Annotated in this window: 16 protein-coding genes; 9 read left to right on the top strand and 7 right to left on the bottom strand. The window is 70.8% G+C overall.

The features are described from left to right. Nucleotides 1-19: 19 nt before the first annotated feature. From LMI96_RS09250 to LMI96_RS09220, 7 genes are all read left to right on the top strand, one after another. Nucleotides 20-2,533 carry an RNA helicase gene (locus tag LMI96_RS09250; RefSeq protein ID WP_228361285.1) on the top strand — a complete coding sequence of 838 codons (2,514 nt, stop codon included), beginning with the start codon at nt 20-22 and terminating at the stop codon, nt 2,531-2,533. 586 nt (nt 2,534-3,119) lie between these two features. Then, nucleotides 3,120-4,289: a glycoside hydrolase family 3 N-terminal domain-containing protein gene (locus LMI96_RS09245; protein ID WP_228361284.1), complete on the top strand. Its 1,170-nt coding sequence runs from the start codon at nt 3,120-3,122 to the stop codon at nt 4,287-4,289. A gap of 75 nt (nt 4,290-4,364) precedes the next feature. After that, nucleotides 4,365-4,832, top strand: coding sequence for a hypothetical protein (locus tag LMI96_RS09240; RefSeq protein WP_228361283.1), 468 nt, complete (start codon nt 4,365-4,367; stop codon nt 4,830-4,832). Between the two features lie 136 nt (nt 4,833-4,968). Further along, nucleotides 4,969-5,517, top strand: coding sequence for a DUF1697 domain-containing protein (locus tag LMI96_RS09235; RefSeq protein WP_228361282.1), 549 nt, complete (start codon nt 4,969-4,971; stop codon nt 5,515-5,517). A gap of 90 nt (nt 5,518-5,607) precedes the next feature. Next, the gene (gene recQ, locus LMI96_RS09230) at nt 5,608-7,644 is read left to right on the top strand and encodes a DNA helicase RecQ (RefSeq protein ID WP_228361281.1); all 2,037 of its coding nucleotides are present in this window, start codon (nt 5,608-5,610) and stop codon (nt 7,642-7,644) included. 176 nt (nt 7,645-7,820) lie between these two features. Continuing rightward, nucleotides 7,821-9,926, top strand: a complete 2,106-nt coding sequence (locus tag LMI96_RS09225) for an acyl-CoA dehydrogenase (RefSeq protein WP_228361280.1) — start codon at nt 7,821-7,823, stop codon at nt 9,924-9,926. Nucleotides 9,927-9,978: 52 nt separating this feature from the next. Then, on the top strand, nt 9,979-10,557 hold the full coding sequence (locus tag LMI96_RS09220) for a DNA-3-methyladenine glycosylase I (protein WP_374197920.1): 579 nt from the start codon (nt 9,979-9,981) through the stop codon (nt 10,555-10,557). 96 nt (nt 10,558-10,653) lie between these two features. On the opposite strand, the gene LMI96_RS09215 is transcribed toward LMI96_RS09220, so the two are convergent. From LMI96_RS09215 to LMI96_RS09205, 3 genes are all read right to left on the bottom strand, one after another. Then, entirely contained in the window at nt 10,654-11,160 is a 507-nt protein-coding gene (locus tag LMI96_RS09215) for a recombinase family protein (RefSeq protein WP_228361278.1), read from the bottom strand. 64 nt (nt 11,161-11,224) lie between these two features. After that, complete coding sequence (locus LMI96_RS09210) at nt 11,225-12,949, bottom strand: sodium:proton antiporter (RefSeq protein ID WP_228361277.1); 1,725 nt, start codon at nt 12,947-12,949, stop codon at nt 11,225-11,227. 1 nt (nt 12,950) lies between these two features. Continuing rightward, nucleotides 12,951-13,967, bottom strand: a complete 1,017-nt coding sequence (locus LMI96_RS09205) for a malate dehydrogenase (protein ID WP_228361276.1) — start codon at nt 13,965-13,967, stop codon at nt 12,951-12,953. A gap of 74 nt (nt 13,968-14,041) precedes the next feature. Between LMI96_RS09205 and pip the strand changes: the two genes are divergently transcribed. Continuing rightward, nucleotides 14,042-15,016 carry a prolyl aminopeptidase gene (gene pip / locus LMI96_RS09200; protein ID WP_228361275.1) on the top strand — a complete coding sequence of 325 codons (975 nt, stop codon included), beginning with the start codon at nt 14,042-14,044 and terminating at the stop codon, nt 15,014-15,016. A gap of 59 nt (nt 15,017-15,075) precedes the next feature. Here the strand turns inward: pip and LMI96_RS09195 are convergent, their stop codons facing one another. The 3 genes from LMI96_RS09195 to LMI96_RS09185 form a co-directional block, all read right to left on the bottom strand. After that, nucleotides 15,076-16,806, bottom strand: coding sequence for an aldehyde dehydrogenase family protein (locus LMI96_RS09195; protein ID WP_228361274.1), 1,731 nt, complete (start codon nt 16,804-16,806; stop codon nt 15,076-15,078). A gap of 78 nt (nt 16,807-16,884) precedes the next feature. Continuing rightward, on the bottom strand, nt 16,885-19,338 hold the full coding sequence (locus LMI96_RS09190; protein WP_228361273.1) for an acyltransferase family protein: 2,454 nt from the start codon (nt 19,336-19,338) through the stop codon (nt 16,885-16,887). Between the two features lie 111 nt (nt 19,339-19,449). After that, nucleotides 19,450-19,710 carry a glutaredoxin domain-containing protein gene (locus LMI96_RS09185; protein ID WP_228361272.1) on the bottom strand — a complete coding sequence of 87 codons (261 nt, stop codon included), beginning with the start codon at nt 19,708-19,710 and terminating at the stop codon, nt 19,450-19,452. Between the two features lie 165 nt (nt 19,711-19,875). Here LMI96_RS09185 and LMI96_RS09180 point away from each other — a divergent pair, with 165 nt between their 5' ends. Further along, nucleotides 19,876-21,024, top strand: a complete 1,149-nt coding sequence (locus LMI96_RS09180; protein ID WP_223722225.1) for a glycosyltransferase family 2 protein — start codon at nt 19,876-19,878, stop codon at nt 21,022-21,024. Nucleotides 21,025-21,085: 61 nt separating this feature from the next. Here LMI96_RS09180 and LMI96_RS09175 read toward each other — a convergent pair whose 3' ends face one another. Continuing rightward, a complete protein-coding gene (locus tag LMI96_RS09175) occupies nt 21,086-22,186 on the bottom strand; it encodes a polysaccharide deacetylase family protein (protein WP_228361271.1) in 1,101 nt (366 codons plus the stop codon). Between the last annotated feature and the right edge of the window lie 205 nt (nt 22,187-22,391).

The following is a 22,391-nucleotide window of genomic DNA, read 5'->3' as shown; positions in this document are numbered from 1 at the left end:
CATCCGGCAGACTCGAGAGATGACCGCATCCCTCGCCGAGCTCGTCAGAACCGCCGGCGACGACGCGGATGCGCTCTACGACGCCTTCCTGTCGTGGGCGGTCGATCGGGGCATCGAGCTCTACCCGGCACAGGACGAGGCGGTCATCGAACTCGTCTCGGGCGCGAACGTCGTGCTCTCGACCCCCACCGGCACGGGCAAGTCGCTCGTCGCGGTCGCCGCGCACGCTGCCTGCCTCGCCCGCGGCGGTCGCTCCTACTACACGGCGCCGATCAAGGCGCTCGTGAGCGAGAAGTTCTTCGCGCTCGTCGAGATCTTCGGGGCGGAGAACGTGGGCATGGTCACCGGGGACTCGTCGGTGAACCCGGATGCGGCGATCATCTGCTGCACGGCCGAGATCCTCGCGAACCTCGCGCTGCGGCACGGGTCGGATGCGGACGTCGACCAGGTCGTGATGGACGAGTTCCACTACTACGGCGACCCCGACCGCGGGTGGGCGTGGCAGGTGCCGCTGCTCACCCTGCCGCGCGCGCAGTTCCTGCTGATGTCGGCGACCCTGGGCGACGTGACCCCGATCACGGCAGACCTGGCGCAGCGCACCGGCCGCAGCACCGTCGAGGTCACCGGCGTCGAACGCCCCGTCCCGCTGCACTTCTCCTATGAGCGGCGCCCCGCGCACGAGCTCGTCGAGACGCTGCTCGAGGCGGGCGAAGCACCCATCTACATCGTGCACTTCTCGCAGCTGCAGGCCATGGAACGCGCGCAAGCGCTCGCGAGCGTCAAGGTCACGACCCGCGCGCAGCGCGACGAGATCGCCGAGGCGATCGGCGCGTTCCGCTTCACGACCGCGTTCGGCAAGACGCTGTCGCGACTCGTGCGCTCGGGCATCGGCGTGCACCACGCGGGGATGCTGCCGCGCTACCGACGCCTCGTCGAGACCCTCGCCCAGCAAGGGCTGCTCCGCGTCATCTGCGGCACCGACACCCTCGGGGTCGGCATCAACGTGCCGATCCGCACCGTCCTGCTGACCGCGCTGTCGAAGTTCGACGGCACCAAGATGCGCCAGGTCAGCGCCCGCGAGTTCCACCAGATCGCCGGTCGCGCCGGACGCGCGGGCTACGACACCTACGGCAACGTCGTCGTGATGGCGCCCGAGTGGGAGATCGAGAACGCCGAGTCGCTGCGGCGGGCCGGCGACGACGCTGCGAAGCGCAAGAAGATCGTCCGTAAGAAGGCGCCGGCGGGCGTCGTGAACTGGGGCGAGGGGTCGTTCGAGCGACTCATCGAGGCGCCTCCGGAGCCGCTCGTTCCGCAGATGCAGCTCACCGCCGCGATGCTCATCAACGTCATCGGCCGCGGCGGCGACGTGTTCGCCGACGTCCGCGCGCTCGTGTTCGACAACCACGAACCGCGTGCCCGGCAGCTCGCGCTCGCCCGCCGCGCGCTGGCGATCTTCCGCACGCTCCGCACGGCCGGTGTCGTCGAGGTGGGGCCGGATGGCCGCATCCGGCTCACCGTCGACCTGCAACCCAACTTCGCCCTGAACCAGCCGCTGTCGCCGTTCGCGCTCGCCGCGATCGAATTGCTCGACCCGGAAGACGCCGCGGGGGCCGTCGGGTCGGGGCACTACGCCCTCGACGTCGTGAGCGTTATCGAGGCGACGCTCGACGACCCGCGGCCCGTGCTCAAACAGCAGGAGTTCAAAGCGCGCGGCGAAGCGGTCGGGGCGATGAAGCGCGACGGCATCGAGTACGACGAGCGGATGGCCCTTCTCGAGGAGGTCACGCACCCGAAGCCCCTCGCGGATCTCCTGGCGCAGTCGTTCGAGGTCTTCGCGAGCAGTCAGCCGTGGATCCGGGATTTCGAGCTGCGACCGAAGTCGGTCGTCCGTGACATGTTCGAGCAGGCGTTCTCGTTCGCCGAGTTCGTCTCGTGGTACCAGCTCGGCCGGAGCGAAGGCCTCGTGCTCCGCTACCTCAGCGACGCCTACCGGGCGATCCGGCAGACCGTGCCGTCCGAGGCCCGCACCGACGAACTGCTCGACATCATCGAGTGGCTCGGCGAGCTCGTGCGGCAGGTCGACTCGAGCCTCGTCGATGAGTGGGAGAGCCTCATCCACCCCGAGGCGACGCCGCTCGGTGCCCCGATCGTGCCGCCGGCGCCGCCATCCGTGGTCACCAACCGCCGCGCGTTCACGGTGCTCGTGCGCAACGAGCTGTTCCGCCGGGTGACGCTCGCCGCGCGGCAGCGCGACGACGAGCTCGTGGCGCTCGATCCCGAGATCGACTGGTCGGCCGTGCTCGACGCCTACTTCGACGAGCACGACGAGATCCTCACGGGTGGTCCCGCGCGGTCGCCCGCCCTGTGCGCGATAGACGAGTCGGACGCGGCCGCCGGTCTCTGGCGCGTGGAGCAGATCCTCGACGATCCGGACGGCAACCACGATTGGCGCATCCGCGCGGAGGTCGACCTCGCCGCATCCGCCGAAGAGGGCACCGCCGTCGTCCGGGTGACCGAGGCTCTGCGCCTGTAGCCGCCGGCCCGGGCCTGCCGCTGTAGCTGTGGCCGGGTGCCGTCGCGCCTTGTGACGGTACCCGCGGGCGACGTCCCTGCGGGGACTGGGCCGATAACTCCTCCACTTCTCGGGGTTCTCGGCCTAGCGGTGGTCCGGCGTGCGGTTTTGGAGGAGTTACCCGCTGCGGGCAGCCCTGACGGCGGCCGCGCCTGCCGGTGGCCCGGGCCGCGCGGCGGTGGCGGCTGGTGGACGTCGAGCCGGGGGCCCGGCCGATAACTCCTCCACTTCTCGGGGTTCTCGGCCTCGGGGACCCCGCGCGTGCTGTTTTGGAGGAGTTGTCGGGCCGTTGGCCGCCCCGACGGTGGCCGTCCGGCCGGTGGCCGCGCCGGCGGGTGGCAGCCCTGCTGATGCCAGAGCCGGCCGGTGGCCCGGGCCGCGCAGCGGTGGTGGCTGGTGGCCGTCGCGCCGGGGCCCCGCCGATAACTCCTCCACTTCGAGGGGTTTTCGGCCTCGGGGTGGTCCGGCGTGCGGTTCTGGAGGAGTTAGCGGGTCGAAGCGTGCGTGACCCGGGAGCGTCGGCCACGCGAGCGGGCAGGATGGGGGGATGCGCGCACACGTCGGATGGGGGAAGGTCGCGGCCGTCGCGCTCGTCGCGGCCGCCGTGCTCACCGGCTGCGCGGCGGAGCGGCCCGTCGGCACCGAACCGGCGTCCGCCGCGCCGACCCCGACCGCCACCCCGACGCCCACTCCGGCGGATCCGATCGCGGGACTCGACCTCGACGAGCGCGTCGGGCAGCTGTTCATGGTCGGCACGTCCGTCGACGGCGCCGACCCGACCACCCTTGCGGCCGTCGCCGACCAGCACGTCGCCGGCATCTTCCTGCACGGGCGTTCGTCGGCCGGGGCCGGCGCCACCGCCGCGCTCGTCGCCCAGTTCACGGCCATGCACGATTCCGCATCGCCGCGGCTCTGGGTCGCGACCGACCAGGAGGGCGGCGATGTGCAGGTGCTCAGCGGCGACGGGTTCGAGAAGATGCCGACGGCGCTGACGTCCGCTCAGCGCGACGACGCGACCCTGCGGGCCGACGCGGCGCGGTGGGGTGCGCAGCTTCGCGCGGCGGGCATCGACATGAACCTCGCGCCCGTCGCCGATATCGTGACGAGCCCCGAGACCGCCCGCGACAACAAGCCGATCGGCATCTACAACCGCGAGTACGGGTTCGACGAGGCGACTGTCGCCGCGAAGTCCGGTGCGTTCGCTCAGGGGATGCGGGATGCGGGCGTACTGCCGACGCTGAAGCACTTCCCGGGCCTCGGTCGGGTGACCGGCAACACCGACTACGCGGCCGATGTCGTCGACGGCCAGGTCGGCGCCGACTCGCCCGACGTCTCGGTCTACCGCACGCTGCTGCCGCAGGGCCCCGCGGTCGTGATGATGTCGACCGCCGTGTACGACCGGATCGATCCGAGCGCTCCGGCGGCGTTCTCGGCGCCCGTGGTGACGGGGCTCCTCCGCGGCGACCTCGGTTTTGACGGGGTCGTGATGACCGACGACCTCTCCGCTCCCGAGCAGGTGGCGCAGTGGTCGCCGGGTGAACGTGCGACCCTCGCGGTGGATGCGGGCGTCGACCTTCTCCTCGTCTCCGCGGATGCCTCGGTGTTCCCCGAGATGTACGAGGCGGTGCGCTCGCGGGCCGAGTCCGACCCCGCGTTCGCCGAGAAGGTCGACGACGCCGCCCGCCGGGTCGTCGAGTTGAAAGCGGATTTCCCCTGAGCTCGGCAACCCCCTCTTCAGGCGGCATCGCAGCGGTACGTTGGCAGCTCGATCGGTCGAGGGGGAGGAGACGTCATGGCGTCATCGCGGGAAGATGTGGTCGGGGAGATTCTGGCGTTGAACGGGGAGGATGTTCCGTTCGCGTTCGCGGCGTTCGAGGGTGGTGTGGTCGGGGTCTGGGATTACGCCGACGCGAAGTGGGCCGGCCTGTTGGCGGCGGGGCAGATCAGTCGCGATTACGAGCTGACCGTGACGCTGCACGACGACGGAAGCTACTCGCTCCTCGATGAGACGCACGACACGCAGACCCGGCTCGACACGAAGGGTCTGCATCACGAGCGTTCGTTCTTCAAAGGAACGAAGCGCACCTTCAGCTTCAACGCGTCGTTCGCCCCGATCGCGTCCGATCACGGTCAGGTCGGCAACACGTTCGGGTGGAAGTTCGACACCGAGGAGATGAAGGAGCCCGTCCGCGAGATCCTCACTCGCCACGGATGGATCCCTCGCAACCGATCCTTCCTCGATCGACTCTTCGGGCGCTGACGGGCCGGATGGCGGGTCGCCCTCGGCCGGATGGCGGGTCGCCCTCGGTCGGGTGACAGTCGCTGACGCCCGGATGGCGGGCCGCCGGCAGTCCCGCCGGTCACCGGATGTCCGGTCACCGCGCCATGATGGCGGGGTGACCACCTACCTTGCCTTCCTCCGCGCGATCAATCTCGGGGCGAAGCGCGTCTTCCCGAAGGACGACATCCGCCGCGCGGTGGAGTCCGCCGGGTTCGACGACGTCGTCACGCATCTGAACACGGGCAACGTGCGCTTCACGAGTGGGATGCGGTCGCGCCCCCGCATCGAGGAGGCGCTCGAGCATGCGTTCCTCGCGGACCGCGGATTCGATGTGCCGACGATCGTGTTCTCCGCCGCCGAGTTCGCGGCGCTCGCCGCGGAGGCCCGCGCGCTCTCGGCGGCGCGCCCGGGACTCGCGCGGCATTACGTGTATCTGCTGAAGGACGAACTCTCCGCGGAGGTGGCGGCGCAGGTCGAGGCGACGTCCGGACCGCTCGGCGAGATGGTGGTGACCGGTCGCGCGGCGCACGCGCTCCTCGGGCCCGGGTACGCCGACGGCACGGTCGATCCGCTTCGCGCGGCGAAGCTGCTCGGGCTGGCGACCAACCGCAACCTCAACGTCGTCTCGGGTCTCGCCGAGCGCTGGTGCACCTCGACCGACTGAGCCCGGCGACCGCTCCTCCCCAGCGCGCGGTTCGGGTGGGCGGATGCGGGCGCGTGCCGCGACGTCGGACGCGCTCGTTACGCTGGTGAGGTGAACGCATCCCCGACCGACCGACCCGGATGGGATGTTCCGCCCGACGAGTGGGCTCCGCCCGAGTACGACGACGCGCCCCCGCCCTACGACGAGGCGCCGCCCTACGACGACGTCCCCGCGTTCGATCCGGCGATCGCCGCGCCGGACGACGGGTGGGTGCCCCCGACCGACGAGCCGTGGGCATTGGCGCAACCGGATGCGGCCGCCCCGCGCCGCGACTTCACGGGCGCCGATCCGCTCGCGGTGTTGAAAGAGGTCTACGGCTACGACGCCTTCCGCGGCGACCAGGCCGAGATCGTCGCCCAGGTCGTCGGTGGTGCCGACGCGATCGTGCTGATGCCCACCGGTGGCGGAAAGAGCGTGACCTACCAGGTGCCCGCGCTCGTGCGCCCGGGCACGGGTCTCGTCGTCAGCCCGCTGATCGCCCTCATGCACGATCAGGTCGAAGCGCTTCGCGCGAACGGCGTGAATGCCGCCTACCTGAACTCGACGCAGAGTCAGGCCGAGCGCATGTCGGTCGAGCGGTCCTACGTGGCCGGCGAGATCGACCTGCTCTATGTCGCCCCCGAGCGTCTCACGCTCTCGTCGACCGCCGCGCTCCTCGCCCGCGGCCGTCTCAGCGTGATCGCGATCGACGAGGCCCACTGCGTGTCGCAGTGGGGTCACGACTTCCGCCCCGACTACCTCGCCCTCGGATCGCTCGGCGAGCAGTTCCCGGGCGTTCCGCGGATGGCGCTGACGGCGACCGCGACGCACGCCACGCACCAGGAGATCACCGAGCGCCTGCAGTTGCGTGAGGCGAAGCATTTCGTCGCGAGCTTCGATCGCCCCAACATCCAGTACCGCATCGACCCCAAGGTCGAGCCGCGCAAGCAGCTGGTCGGCTTCATCCGCTCCCAGCCCGAGGGCTCGGCGGGTATCGTCTACGCGCTGAGCCGCAAGAGCGTCGAGCAGACCGCGGAGTATCTGCGCGCGCAGGGCCTCGATGCGCTGCCGTACCACGCGGGTCTTCCGGCCGAGACGCGGGCTCGCAACCAGTCCCGGTTCCTCCGCGATGACGGGGTCATCATGGTGGCGACGATCGCGTTCGGCATGGGAATCGATAAGCCGGATGTGCGCTTCGTCGCGCACATCGACCTGCCGAAGTCCGTCGAGGGGTACTACCAGGAGACCGGCCGTGCCGGTCGTGACGGCGAGCCGTCGGTCGTGTGGATGGCGTACGGCCTCGGCGATGTCGTGCAGCAGCGTCGGATGATCGATCAGAGCCCCGGTGATCGCACCTACAAGATGCGGCTCGGCCAGCACCTCGACGCCATGCTGGCGCTGTGCGAGACGGTGGCCTGCCGCCGTCAGAACCTGCTCGGTTACTTCGGCCAGCAGTCCGAACCCTGCGGAAACTGCGACACCTGCCTGACCCCGCCCGAGACGTACGACGGGCTCGTGCCGGCGCAGAAGCTGCTCTCGACCGTCGTGCGGTTGCAGCGCGAGCGCAACCAGTCGTTCGGTGCGGGTCAGATCATCGACATCCTCCGCGGTGCCGACACCGACCGCATCCGCCAGCAACGTCACAAAGAGATCGCCACCTACGGGATCGGCGCCGACCTCACCGAGCAGGACTGGCGGAGCGTCGTGCGGCAGTTGCTCGCACGCGGGATCCTCGTGGCGCAGGGCGACTACGGCACCCTGGCGCTCGGTGAGCCGGCGGCCGCCGTGCTCCGCGGTGACGAGCAGGTGCCGCTGCGGCGCGACACCATCGGCCGCACGGCCAGCGCACCGCGTGCGCGGCGGGCCTCCGCATCCGATGCCCTTCCCGAGGGTGATCGCGGACTGTTCGAGGCGCTGCGCGAGTGGCGCGCGCAGACGGCGCGCGAGCAGAGCGTGCCGGCGTACATCGTGTTCGGCGATGCGACGCTCCGTGCGCTCGCCGAACATCGCCCAGGGTCGCTCGCAGATCTCGACGGCATCAGCGGTATCGGCGCGAAGAAGAAGGATGCCTACGGGCAGGCCGTCCTCGACGTGATCGCCGCGGGCTGAGCGCGATTTCGGCGACGGATGTAGCCGACGCACAACCGCAGACGCCCTCGGGCGGCCTCAGGTTTGTACGCATCGTGCAACCGAGTTGGGAAGCTGTTGTGGCCCTTCTACGTTTTACGTGATGTGCGCTCGTCTTCGACGGAGCGCCTCCCGTCTCCGCAACGAAGGGTGATGCCATGGTTGACGCCGTCGTCCGAACCGAAAAGCCCGCCACCAGCCGCCGCACTCCGGCCGGAGGAGCGCCGACCGCGCCGCACTCCGCCGCCGAGGCCGCCGAGCCCCGGATCAACGTGGCCGAGGTCACCGATCTGCTGCTGGGCACCTGGGCCGACACGCGCCGCGAGGCGCGCGAGATGATCAAGGACCCCGCGTTCTGGAACATCGAGGGTCAGACCGTCGCCGAGCAGCGCGAACGCGTGCTCGGCCAGCTGCGCCTCATCGTCGACGCGGGCGCCGCGGCCCGATCCTACCCGCCCGAGTACGGCGGACTGGGCAACAACGGGGCCAACATCGCCGGCTTCGAGGAGCTCGTGCTCGCCGATCCGAGCCTGCAGATCAAGGCCGGCGTGCAGTGGGGGCTCTTCGGCTCCGCCATCCTGCAGCTGGGCACCAAGAAGCACCACGACAAGTGGCTGGGGGATGCGGCGTCGCTCGCTCTTCCGGGTGCGTTCGCGATGACCGAGACCGGGCACGGCTCGGATGTGGCGGCGGTCGGAACGACGGCGACCTACGACGCCGAGACCGAGGAGTTCGTCATCCACACGCCGTTCCGCGGTGCCTGGAAGGATTACCTCGGCAACGCGGCCCTGCACGGCCGCGCGGCCACCGTGTTCGCGCAGCTCATCACGGGCGGCGTGAATTACGGCGTGCACTGCTTCTTCGTGCCGATCCGTGACGAGAGCGGTGCGTTCCTCGACGGCGTCGGCGGCGAAGACGACGGCGTCAAGGGTGGCCTCAACGGCATCGACAACGGCCGTCTCCACTTCGATCACGTGCGGGTTCCGCGCGAGAACCTGCTCAACCGTTACGGCGACGTCGCCCCCGATGGCAGCTACTCGAGCGAGATCGACAGCCCCGGCCGTCGCTTCTTCACGATGCTCGGCGCGCTCGTGCAGGGCCGGGTGTCGCTCGACGGTTCGGCGACGACCGCATCCGCCCTCGCCCTCTACATCGCGGTGACGTACGGAAACCAGCGCCGCCAGTTCGATTCCGGCTCGGGCACCTCCGAGGTCGTGCTCCTCGACTACGGCCGGCACCAGCGTCGACTGCTGCCGAGGCTCGCCACGGCGTACGCGCAGGCATTCGCGCACGACGAGTTCCTGAAGAAGTTCGACGGTGTCTTCTCCGGCCGCAGCGACACCGACGCGGAGCGTGAGGACCTCGAGACCCTCGCCGCCGCGCTGAAGCCCCTCAGCACGTGGAACGCGCTCGACACGATCCAGGAGGCGCGCGAAGCGTGCGGCGGCTCCGGGTTCCTCGCCGAGAACCGGCTCGTCGGTCTGCACCACGACCTCGACGTCTACACGACCTTCGAGGGCGACAACAACGTGCTGCTGCAGCTCGTCGGAAAGCGGCTGCTGAGCGACTACGGCCGACAGTTCAAAGGCAAGGACACGGCAGCGCTCGCCCGCTACGCGGTCGGGCAGACCGCCGGCAAGGTGTTCCACAACGCGGGTCTGCGCCAGCTGGGGCAGTCCGTGACCGATTTCGGGTCGACCGCGCGGTCGGTGGAGCTCGGCCTCCGCGAGGAGCAGCAGCGAGAGTTGCTGACCACGCGCGTGCACACGATGGTCGCCGACGTCGCCGGGCGTCTGCGCCCGGCGAGCAAGCTGTCACCGGCTGAGGCGGCGGCGCTGTTCAACGAGAACCAATCCGATCTGATCGAGGCGGCCCGGGCGCACGGCGAGCTGCTGCAGTGGGAGGCGTTCACCGACGCGATCCACCGGGTCAGCGACGACGGCACGCTGCAGGTGCTCACCTGGCTCCGCGACCTGTTCGGTCTCTCGCTCATCGAGAAGCACCTGGCCTGGTATCTCCTGTCCGGGCGTCTGTCGGCGCAGCGGGCCGGGGCGGTGTCGCGCTACATCGGGCGCCTCTGCACGCGGCTTCGGCCGCACGCGCAGGATCTCGTCGACGGCTGGGGCTTCGCCCCCGAGCACGTGCGCGCGCCCATCGCATCGGGTGCCGAGCAGGAACGTCAGGACGAGGCCCGCGCCTACATGGCGGCGCTCGCCGCGTCGGGCAATGCGCCCGTCTCGGAGAAGTCGCTCAAGAAGAAGTGACCGCGCGGGCGGCGCCGCATCCGGCCCGGATGTCGGCGCCGCCCGTTAGCGTGTGAGGGTGACTGACGTGATCTTCGGCTCCGACGGGCGCGCCCGCTGCGCGTGGGCGGGCACCGACGCCGAGTACGTTCGCTACCACGACGAGGAGTGGGGTCGCCCGCTCCACGGCGACCGGCCGCTGTTCGAGAAGGCCAGCCTCGAGGGGTTCCAGGCCGGGCTCAGCTGGCTGACGATTCTGCGCAAGCGCCCCCGGTTCCGAGAGGTGTTCGCCGATTTCGAGCCGGCTGTGGTCGCCGGATTCGGCCCCGACGACATCGAACGGTTGATGGCGGATGCGGGGATCGTGCGCAATCGCGCGAAGATCGAGGCCGTCATCGGCAACGCCGAGCGGGTGCACGAGATGGCCCCGGGCGAGTTCGATGCGCTGATGTGGTCGTTCGCACCGACCGCTGCCGGTGACCGCCCGGAGACGTTCGCCGGTGTGCCCGCGACGACACCCGAGTCGCTCGCCCTCAGCAAAGAGCTGCGGCGACGAGGGTTCCGCTTCGTCGGGCCGACGACGATGTACGCGCTGATGCAGTCCTCGGGCATGGTCGACGATCATGTCGTCGGATGCTGGCGCGCCGCCTGACGCGTTCGCCTGACGCCGCGTGACGCCTGGCGTGCGTGCCTGACCCGGCGCACCGCCGGACGGGTGCGACTGGCCCCCGCGGCCGCCGGTTTCCGGTCAGCGTCCGGCGTCGAACAGGTGCCGGGCGCCCTTGCCGATCACTTTGACGACGACGCCGCGGCGGTGCAGTTCGGCCACCGTGCGGGTCTCTTCGTCGATGTCGCGGCCGAGCGCGTGCACGCTCGTCACGACGAGCACGTCTCCGGCATCCAAGCGTCCGATCAGGCGCCCGAGCCGGGCCTCCCAGCCCTCGAGGATGTCGGGCGCGGGATGGCGGAATCCTTCGATGGGCACGCCGTAGCGGGTGAGTTCGTCGCGCTGCGCGACGACCGAGGGCATGTCGGGGCGGTTGATCACGAGCCCGACGAGCCGCGACCCCGCGGGACGGGCGCGCCACCAGTTGCGATCGGACTGCAGCTCGGTGAAGCACTTCGGGCACTCGGCGGCGGTGTGCGGCAGATGCAGGGGGCTCGTCACCGCGTGCTCGACGGCCGGATCGTGCGCGGCGTGCGTGTGCGCACCGTCATTCGGTGCGTGTCGATCAGGTATGGCCGCGTCGCTCATGATGCCCCGTTCGTCGTCCCCACTGCGTCCATTCTCCCTCGGCGGCCGGCCCTCGCGGTACGCCCTACTCGATGTCGTCGTCGGTGAGCCGGAGTTCCAGGCTGAGCTGGTCGGCGTCGAGTTCGGCGAGGGCGTGGCGGAGCGCCGCCGTGCTGAAGGTGCCGGTGCGTCCGACCTCGATCAGGCGCCTCCGCATGGTCTCGATGAGCGCGAGGCGCAGCTCGAGCATCTCGCGCGCGGTGGCGGTCGATTCGTCGTCGGGGGGCTGCGCCATCCGCAGCCCGACCGTGTCGACGAGGTGCGGCGAGAACGTGCTGCCGTCGCGGCGGACGAGTGCCGGATCGCCGAGCGAGGTCACCGCCGCGGTGCGCAGTTCGGCGTCGAGGCGCAGCTGCTCTTCCGGAGTGGGTCCGGCGGCGGTGGGCGGGATGCGGAGCAATCGCACGAGACCCGGCAGGGTGAATCCCTGGAGCAGCAAGCTGATGATCGCCACCATGAACGCCACGAAGATGAGCAGCGGGCGGTGCTCGGTGTTGGCGGGAAGCGTCTGCGCGGCCGCGAGGGTCACCACGCCGCGCATGCCGGCCCAGACGATCACGGTGCCGTGCTTCCACCCGAGCGGAGACGCGCGGTAGTAGTCGAGATCGGCGCTCATACGCTGCATCCGGCGCCGGACCATGGCGAGGCGTGCGGTCATCCGGGCGGGGTCGGACGATCCGCGCGGGGGGATGCGCCCCGCCTCGACGTCATCGATACGTTCGTTCATGCGGTCGAAGTCGACGGCGTCGTAGCGGCGCGCGCGTCGCCCCTGCCGCCAGATGATGAACGACACGTACACGGCACGGACGAGCAGGATGATGCCGAGCGAGGCGAACGCGAGCCATGTTCCGTGCCAGAGACCGTCGTGCTCGGTGAGGTTCTTCGAGACGACGTCGGTGAGCTCCAGCCCCATGATGAGGAAGACGCCGCCCTCGAGCACGAGTTCGATCGTGCGCCAGTTGATCTCATCCGACAGGCGCTGATCCGGGGTGAAGAAGCGGGCCGCGCCCTGGCCGGTGACGATTCCCGCGACGACGGCCGCGACGAGTCCCGATCCGCCCAGGTATTCGGTCGGCAAGTAGGCGATGAAGGGCACCGTGAAGCTGATCGCCGTGTTGGCGGCGGAGTTCGCGACCCAGGCGCGCAGGCGCAGGTTCACGAAGCCGACGACGGCGCCCATCACGATCGCGATGAGCACACCCCAGACGAAAGTGCCGACGGCATCCGCGAAGGCGAAGCCGCTCGCCACGGCGACCGTGGCGGTCCGCAGCAGCACCAGCGCCGTCGCGTCGTTGAGGAGGCTCTCGCCTTCGAGCAGGGTCACGACGCGGGGGGATATGCCCACGCGCTTCACGATCGAGGTCGCGACGGCATCGGTCGGAGACAGGATGGCGCCGAGCGCGATACCCACGGGCAGGCTGAGCCCCGGAATGACCCAGGTGAAGAAGATGCCGAGGAGCACCGCGCTGCCCACCACGAGCAGCACGGAGAGCCCGGCGATGGGGCGGAAGTCCCGGCGGAACTCGATCGCCGGCAGCTGTACGGCGGAGGAGTAGAGCAGGGGCGGCAGCACCCCGACCAGGATCCACTCCGGGTCGATCGGGGGGATGTCGGGCACGAACGGCAGGGCGGCCAGCAGCAGACCGATCGCGACGAGCACCAGCGGGCCGGCGATGTTCAGCCGACGGCCGAGCGCGGTCACGACCGCGACGATCACGACGCCGAGGATGACGACGACGAGTTCTCCCATCTCAGAGAGCCCCGAGCGCGTGCACGGCGTCGCGTTCTTCGACGAGTTCGGCGGTCGACGCGTCGATGCGCGCGCGGGCGCGATCGTCGATGGTCAGGCCCTCGACGATGCGGTAGCCGGAGCCGTCGGAGGTGACGGGGAACGAGGAGAACAGCCCCGCGGGCACGCCGTACTCGCCGTGCGAGACGACCGCGGCGGAGGTCCAGCCGCGGGCCTCGGACGTGCCGAGCACGTCGTCGCGCACGTGGGTGATGGCCGCGTTCGCGGCGGACGCGACCGACGACGAGCCGCGCACCTCGATGATCTCGGCACCGCGCCCCGCGACCCGCGGGATGAACTCGTCGTCCACCCAGCGCGCGGCCGCATCCGCTCCGCCGAATCGCTCTTCCAGGGCGCGGAGCGCGGGCGTGCCCGCGACGGTCGCGTGCGAGATGTCGGGGAACTGGGTCGCCGAGTGGTTGCCCCAGATGGCGACGTCGCGCACGACTCCGACGGGGGCGTCGAGCGTCGCCGCGAGCTGCGCGGCCGCGCGGTTGTGGTCGAGGCGCGTGAGGGCGCTGAAGCGTTCGGGCGGCACTCCGGGGGCGGATGCGGCGGCGATCAGCGCATTCGTGTTCGCGGGGTTGCCGACGACGACCGCGCGCACGTCATCGGCCGCGTGTGCGGCGATCGCGGCGCCCTGGGGCCCGAAGATGCCGGCGTTGGCGGCGAGCAGGTCGCGGCGCTCCATTCCCGGGCCGCGGGGTCGCGCTCCGACGAGGAGCGCGATGTTGCAGCCGTCGAACGCGACCGCGGGGTCTTCCGTGACCTCCACATCGTGCAGCAGCTCGAACGCGCCATCCTGAAGCTCGAGCGCGGCACCCTCGGCGGAGCGGATGCCGGGACGCACCTCGAGCAGCCGCAGGCGCACGGGCCGATCTGCGCCCAGCATGTCGCCCGCAGCGATCCGGAAGAGCAGCGCGTAGCCGATCTGCCCCCCGGCGCCGGTGATCGTGATGGTCGTGACCGAAGCCGTCATACGCCCGAGCATATGGCGCACGCGGCCGCGCCGCCGCTCCCGAGCGATCCGGAGGCGCACGGTACCGTGAAGTCATGACGGTGAACGAGATCGACGATGTGCTGTACCCGCCGATCGAGCCGTACGCCACGGGCGAGCTGCTCGTCGGCGACGGGCAGCGGGTGTACTGGGAGCAGTCCGGAAACCCCGACGGAAAGCCGGTCGTCTTCCTCCACGGCGGGCCGGGTGCGGGGACCTCGCCCTGGCAGCGGCGCTTCTTCGACCCCGAGCGCTACCGGATCGTGCTGTTCGATCAGCGCGGATGCGGGCGGTCCACGCCGCACGCGAGCGACCCATCCGCCGACCTGCGGTTCAACACGACGTGGCACCTGGTCGGCGACCTCGAACTGCTCCGCCGCAACCTCGGCATCTCGACGTGGCAGGTGTTCGGCGGATCCTGGGGCAGCGCGCTCGCCCTCGCCTACGCGCAGGCGCATCCGGAGGTCGTCAGCGAACTCGTGCTGCGCGGCATCTTCACGCTTCGCCGCCACGAACTCGAGTGGTTCTACGAGGGCGGCGCATCGGCGATCTTCCCCGATCTGTGGGAGGACTACCTCGCCGCGATCCCCGTGCTGGAGCGCAACCACTTGATCGACGCCTATCACCGGCGGCTGTTCGATCCGGATCCGGCCGTGCACCGGCCGGCCGCGCTCGCGTGGACCCGCTGGGAAGCCTCGACGCTGACGCTGCGTCCCGATCCCGACCTCGTCGCCTCGATGACGGATGCGGATGCCGCCACCGCCTTCGCGCGGATCGAGAACCACTACTTCGTCAATGCGGGATGGTTCCGCGAAGGACAGCTCATCGACGAGGTCGACCGCATCCGGCACATCCCCGCCGTGATCGTGCAGGGGCGGTACGACGTCTGCACGCCGATCATGACGGCGTGGGATCTGCACCGCGCCTGGCCCGAGGCGGAGCTCGCCGTGATCGACGACGCGTCGCACTCGGCGACCGAGCCCGGGATCGCCGCTGCCCTGCGCGCGGCGACCGACCGCTTCGCGGGCTGACCGGCGGGAGTGCCCGCTCTCTCTCTGGGCGGACCCGCTCTACCCGCGCCGCCGCGCGCTCACGCGCCCATCGCGCGGATCAGTGTCGCGATGAGGCGCAGCGGCGATCGGCCGATCAGGTAGCGGGTGAGTCCTTCGCTCACGGCCGTCGAGGTGCGTGAGGTCACGAACCACGGGGGCGTGGGGAGCACGCTGAATCGCCCGCGTCCCAGCGAACGCGGGAACGGGCGGAAGGGGCCGCGCAGAACGGACCGCTCGACCCCCGCCAGGAGCAGGGTGTTGTGCACGATCCCGAGGCCGCTGCCCACGTCGTCGAGGGTGCTTCCGGGGAAGGCACCCCAGGAGAGGATCGGCGTCGCGAACACCACGCCCGTCCAGGCGTTGATCGCGATGCCGCCGTAACGCAGGTCGGCGATCGCCCGGTCGAGGTCGTCGCCGAGGTCGCGCTCCGTGGCCGGGTCGATCAGGACGTTGGCCCCCAGGGTGCCGGTCAGCCGCTCGTTCGCGTGCGCGATCGCGGCGCGCAGGAAGTCACCGCCCTGCCCACCCAGCTCGACGACGCCCAGCACGGGAGCGAAGTACTCCGTCGTCTCGATCGGATGCGGATCGTCACCGGCGGCGACCTCCACGAGCAGGCGCCCGCCCCCGGCCTGCTGCGCGCCGGGGTAGGTGGCACCCGCGGCGGTGAGGCGCTCCGCGGCGTGCGGGTACCAGACGGGGCGCGCGGGAGCAGCGGCGTAGGCGGTCTCCAACTCCCGGAGGAACGCGTCGCGCTGCGGCCAGTCCCGACTGACGAGCACGACCTGGCCGGCGATGCAGTTGTGGCCGCTGTTGTGCAGCCGCATGGTGGCGATGTGCTCCGCCTGGAAACGCAGGTCGGCATCGGTCCACGGCCCGGGCACGACGATGATCGGCGAGACCCCGCCGAGCTCAGCCGTGATGGGGGTGGTGAGGAGCGGTTCTCCGGACGCGCGGCGGGCGACCGCATCCGGCCCCGTTCCCCACACGATCGCGTCGAACGTGGTCGCCGAGCCCGTGATGTGCACGTGCGCGAACGACGGATGCCGGGTCAAATACGCGCCGACCGGGCCGCCTCCGCGGACGATGCGCACGAAGCCGGCGTCGATCAGCGGCGCGAGCGCCCGCTCGAACACGGGTACGAGGGCGTTCTGCGTGGGATTGACCTTCAGCAGCCCGACCCGGTTCTCGGCGAGCAGTTCGTACAGCACATCGAGCACGGGGATGGCGGTGATGTTGCCGGCGCCGAGCACGAGCCCGACGCCCGCCGGAGCGCCCGGGTCGAGTTGGCCGAGGCCCGCCGCACGCGCGGCCGACCCGGCATCCACCCCCGGTCGGAACCAGACCTCGCCCGTGTGCCCCGACAGCAGCAACGCGTCGATCGCGCTCGCCGGAAAGACGTGCGCCCGGATGCGGCCGCCCGGAGCGGCGTCGATGCGCACGCCGTCGAGCGGGCTCGCGCCGCGGGCGAGCGTGCGCAGCGTGCGCAGGTAGCCATCGAGCGCGCTGAGGACGGCGTACGGACCCGAGAGCCACTCCTCGCCGCGCAGCGGGTGGCGCGCGTCGAGGCCCTTGGAGGCGGCGGCGGTTGTGGCCCATTCCTCCGCGACGGCGCCGACGGCATCCCGCACCTGGTCGAGCAGCGACGCCCGCTGGTCGAGGCGCAGAGTCGACCACGCGTCGGCCCCCGTGGCGAGCTCGTCGATCGCCAGATCGAGCGCGGCGGTCTCGGCATCCGAGAGTTCGGATGGGGCAGGGCTGATCGAGGTCACGGCGCTCTCCTTCGGGCGGCCGCCGAGCGGACTCGGAGGTGCGCTCAGCCTACCGATCCGCCGTCGCCGCGCCGCGGATCAGAGCAGACCCTGCGCGCCGAGAGCCGCACGCAGGACGGGGGCGATGTGCTCGGCGTACGCGACCGTCAGGTGCGTCTGGTCGTACTTGGTGGGGATGGTGCCGGCGAAGGCCGGGCACACGTTCTCCCAGCAGCTGAACGGGAGCGAACTGAGGGCATGGTCCCCGGATGCGGCCGCCGCCGCCTCGGCTGCTGACTGCATGTCGGTCCACGTCGTGTCGACGGAGGTGAGGCAGTTCGCGGGGCTCGACAGCGGTGAGTAGCACTGCCCGAGATCGGCGCCGAGCGGCGGCGGCGCGAGGTACGCGATGCGGCCGGGCATCGCATAGGTCGACATCTCGGCCTGCGTCGCCGCGATGAGCGCCGGTGCCGAGAGGTCGGTGCCGTCGGTCGTCCGACCGAGCGTGTAGGCGTTCGAGACCACGACGAGCTGGGCGGGGTCGGCGGCGATCGCCGCGCGCACGTCGGTCTTCCGCTGCGGGCAGGCGGCCATGACCCCGGCGCCGTCGTTCTGCACGAGCACGTCGGTGAATCGGCATCCGTAGAGCCCGATCGTCGTGATGCGCCACGCCCCGCCGCTGTCCTCGGCGATCTTCTTGAACGCGGGCGCGTACGCCATCGCGGTCGAGTCGCCGACGAGGTACATGTGGTTCGGGGCATCGGTGCTTCCCCACGTGCATCCGGCCGCGTCGAACGCGGCATCGGGTGAGAAGCAGTCGTGCGCGGGGTTGTCGCTCGATGAACGCGAGATCACGTCGTCGAGCGAGGGGGAGAGGGCGGGCCACGCGGTGGCTGATGCGGCCGCCGCCAGTTCTTCCTGGAGCGCGGGGAGCGGGTCGGTCTGCTCCTCGGCGGCAGGCGCGAGCGGTGCGAGCGGGCCGAGGGTGGGGATGCCTCCGACCGTCGACTGCAGGGTGATGGCGATGACGCCGGCGCCGATCACGAGCACGACGACGCCGAGGACGGCCTGCCCGGCGAAGCGAGCGCGCCAGGCCGACCAGGCCGCGCGACGCGTGTCGGGCGCCGTCGGTCGCTCATCCGATCCTGGCTCGGGCGTCGCCGGGGCTGACGGGGGAGCCGCAGCGCGGGACGCGGCGGCGCCGACGGCGAGAGCCTCGGATGCGGGCGGGCCGCTCGGGGACGCGACCGCCGGGGACGCGACCGCCGGGCGCGCGGGCGCCCCGGGGTAGTAGCGTGCGCCGGGAGTCCAGCCGGCGGGCCGACTCTGCAGCGTCCGTGCGGGCGGGGTTACGGGCGCCGGAGGTGCGACAGGCGCCGCAGGTGCGACGGGCGCAGCGGATGCGACGGGCGCAACCGGGGCCTCCGCACCGGCGCGCGAATCGGGCGCGCCCGCTGGGCGCGGGTACGCGCGGAGCCACGGCGAGCGGTGGAGCGGCTGCTCCACGACGAGATAGGACGCGACCGACAATGCAGCGATCGCGCCCAGGACGATCGGGGTCGTCGGGGCGCCCGCGGGCAGCAGAACTCCCGCGAAGACGATGACGGGGAAGTGCCAGAGGTAGATCGAGTACGAGAGGTCGCCGATCGCGACGCTCAGGGGGTTGCTGAGGGGGAACAGATGCCGGGCCCGAGGGTCGCCCCCGACGCCCGCGGCGATCACGAGCGCGGTGGCGGCGACGGGCAGGGCGGCCCACGGCGCCGGAAACGCGCTGTCGGCGTCGATCGTGACGAACGACCACAGGATTCCCGCGAGTCCCGCCCAGGCGAGCGGCACGCGGAGCAGACCCGGGATGCGGGCGAGCACGGGTGTCAGCGCGGCGAGGAGCGCGCCCGTGCCGAGTTCCCAGGCGCGCGTCGCGGTGGAGAAGTAGGCCACCGTCGGCTGGGCCGCCGTGTCGGTGAGGGCCCACGCGAAGGAGGCGACGACGATGACCGCGGCGGCGAGCCCGACCGTGATCCTCCGCGAGGTGGGGGTTCGCCGCGCGAGCGGAATCATCAGGAGTGCGACCAGAAGCAGCGGCCAGAGCAGGTAGAACTGCTCCTCGACCGACAGCGACCAGAAGTGCTGCAGCGGAGAAATCGCATCCGTCGCCCGGAAGTAATCGGTGCCGTCGGCGGCGAACCGCCAGTTCGACGACAGCAGCATGGCCGCGATCGCATCGCCCAGGGTCTGCTCGGCGCGCGGGCGGTTGAACACGAAGAACGCCGCGGTCGTCACGGCGACCAGCACGAGAAGCGACGCGGGCAGGATGCGGCGGATGCGGCGGGCCGCGAACGCGCGGAGCCGGATGCGGCCGGTGCTCTCCTGCTCGCGGAGCAGCAGGCCCGTGATCAGGAAGCCGGAGATGACGAAGAACACGTCGACCCCGACGAACCCTCCGGCCGGAAAGCCGATCGCGTGGCACAGCGCGACGGCCACCACGGCGATGGCCCGGAGTCCCTGAACATCGCGCCGAACAGGGGGCGCGGCGGAGGAGGGAGAGGAGTTCATAGGGGAGGGCGGCGCCGCGATCGAGACGCATCACCGCCGACCAGTGTAGGCCTGGGAGCGGTACCACGGCACCCGCGCCCCATCGCTGCCTCTCGCAGCGGGGAGAGCGACTCAGATCAGCGAGAGCTCGCGGAGCTTCGCGTCGACGTCGGCGTTGGAGGGCTCGACGTGGTGCGAGGAGTCGGGGTAGACGACGACGGGGATCTGGGTGCGCCCGGAGATGTCGCGCGCGACGTCGGCGGCCGCGGGGTCGGCTTCGAGGTCGATGTAGGTGTACTCGACGCCGAGGCCGTCGAGCTGCGCCTTCGTGCGGCGGCAGTCGCTGCACCAGGCAGCGCCGAACATGGTGATCCCGGACGGTGTTTCGCTCATGAAACCAGGGTAAGAGTGAACATCAGGTGTCCGGGTCGTGTCGGTCTCCTTAGCGACTTCCTGTGCGGATGCCCAGCCCCCGGTTTTCGATCAGGTCGGCATGTCAGGATGAAGACGATCTCCTGATCCGGGTGGTCGTTTCTGTTTTTCCCCAAGGCGGTTCGTATGCAGGTCACGGTCGTCGTGCCGACGTTCAATGAAGCTCCCAATGTGGCGGAGCTGGTTCGTCGGGTCGCCGCATCCGCTCACGGATACACGGTCGACATCCTCTTCGTGGACGACAGCACCGATGACACCCCCCGGGTGATCGAGCAGGTCGCCGCGACCGCTCCGGTCCCGGTGCGTCTCATCCACCGCGACAACCCGGTCGGCGGGCTCGGTGGCGCGGTGACCGCGGGGATCGCCGCGGCCGACTCCGACATCTGCGTCGTCATGGACGGCGATCTGCAGCATCCGCCCGAGACCATCGCGAACCTCGTCACGCGCTTCCGTCGCGGCGACGTCGATCTCGTCGTCGCGTCGCGGTACGCCGAGGAGGGCGCCGCGACCGGGCTTTCCGACGCGTCGCGCGTGCTGGTCTCGCGCGCCTCGACCTACCTCACGAAGGCCATGTTCCCGCTGCGCTTGAAAGAGGTGAGCGACCCGATGACCGGGTTCTTCCTCGTCGACCGCCGCGCTCTCGACCTCGAAGAGCTGCGCCCGCGCGGCTTCAAGATCCTCCTCGAGATCCTGGCCCGTCACCCCGTCCGCGTCGTCGAGGTGCCGTTCTCGTTCGCCGACCGGCACGCGGGCGCGTCGAAGGCGTCGTTCCGTCAGGGTCTGCACTTCCTCGCCCAGCTCACCGCTCTGCGCTTCGGCAAGATGTCGATGTTCGCGATCATCGGCGGGCTCGGCGCGATCGCGAACCTCGCCATCGTCTGGGTGCTCGCGCACGTCGGCATGGGCGACATCAGCTCGATGCTCGTCGCCGCCGAGATCACGATCATCGCGAACTTCCTGCTGCAGGAGCGGTTCGTCTTCCAGGACGTCAAGGCGGATGCGTCGGGCATCGTGTCGCGATTCGCGAAATCGTTCGCGTTCAACAACGCCGAACTGATCGTCCGCATCCCGATCACGACGCTGATCATCTCGAACTGGCACATCTCGGTCGTCATCGCGACCGGCATCACCCTCGTCGCCGCGTTCGTCCTGCGATTCCTCTTCCACTCGCTCGTCGTCTACGCGCCCCGTCGCGCCGGCGCTCGGAAGACGTCGCCGGCCCGCGCGCTGGTCGAAGAACTCGACCGCCAGGCCGTCTCTCCCGGCGAGCTCTGAGCCCGGTCGTCCGGCGACGAGCCTGAGCCCGGTCCTCCGGCGACGAGCCTCAGCCCGGTCCTCAGCCGACCAGGTTCCGGAAGCCGTCGAGGTCCATCCCGTAGTTGATGCGGATGGTGGGCAGGGCGAGCTTGTCGGTGCCGGCGCGTACGTAGCCGGGCTCCACCGTGCGCGCCATCTCGAACCCCGCGCGGCGCAGTGCCTCTTTCGCGGTGTCGTTGTAGTGGCCGTAGGGGTAGGCCATGACCTCTTTCGCACCGAGGATCGCCGCGGAGGTCTCCATGTCGGCGGCGATCTGATCGGCGGTCCAGTTCACCATCCGGCCCTGCCCGTTCTCGCCGGCGGTGTGCATGTCGTGGGTGTGCGAGCGCTGCAGCACGTACATGTTGGGCGTGGGCTCGGTGCGGGCCGAGGTGATCACGAACGATGTGGTCGGCACGCGATAGTTCTGCACGATCGGGGCGGCGAGTTCGAGCCAGCTGGAGTCGGCGTCATCGTCGGTGACGATCGCCGACAGCCGGGGGATGTACAGCGCCCCGTCGATGAAGGCGCTCAGTTCGTCCCAGGTCGGAAGGTAGAAGCCGCTCTCCGCGAGGTAGCGGATGTGCGACTCGAAGTCGCCGATGTAGGTGTAGTTGGCTTTCAACCAGCCGGACTCGCCCTCGGGCTTCGTCGTGAACTGGTGGTACATCAGGATCGGCACGCCGACGTTCTCGGCGGCGACGTCGTCGGGTGACTTCCACGCGGCGTGCACCGTGGTCTCGTGGTCGGCGCACGTGACGAGGTCGGCGCCGTTGATGCGCGCCCCGACGCTGTAGGACGCGGCGTCGCTCGGTGTCGCGTACCACCCGGCGAACACCGCGCCGTCGCGGCGGGGGATCGGTAGGCGGGCGTAGAGGGCGCCCTCGGTCTGCAGCTGCGGGGCCTCCGCGATGCCGTCGCCCGCGAAGCTCACGGCGCAGGCGCGCGGATCGGCGGCGGTGCGGAGCAGTTGCTGCGCGGCAGTGAGCGGCGTCGCGCTCGGGGTCGGCGCGGGCGTCGCGCTGAGCGTCACCGCGGGGTACGGGGCGGCGGATGCGGGCGTGAACCCGCGGAGGAATGTGAGGGTGGCGGCGACGCCGGCGGCGACCACGACGACCGGGATCAGCACGGCGACGAACACCCGGAAGGCCCTCCGTCGACGTGGCGGTCGGGTATATGTGCGCCGTCGAGTCACCATCGTCGTTTCCCCCTACATGGGCGCTCGGTGCCCTCCCCCGTGCGAGGCGACGACCCCGCGACGGTCAGAGTGTAGCGGCGTCGGGTGACGCGGCCGGGGTGCGACATCCGGAGCCCGCCGACCCCGGTCGTAGACTGGGCTGCTGACC

It is taken from the genome of Microbacterium sp. cx-59 (assembly GCF_020805625.1).
Lineage (GTDB): Bacteria > Actinomycetota > Actinomycetes > Actinomycetales > Microbacteriaceae > Microbacterium.
This window is presented reverse-complemented; position numbering and strand designations above follow the sequence as displayed.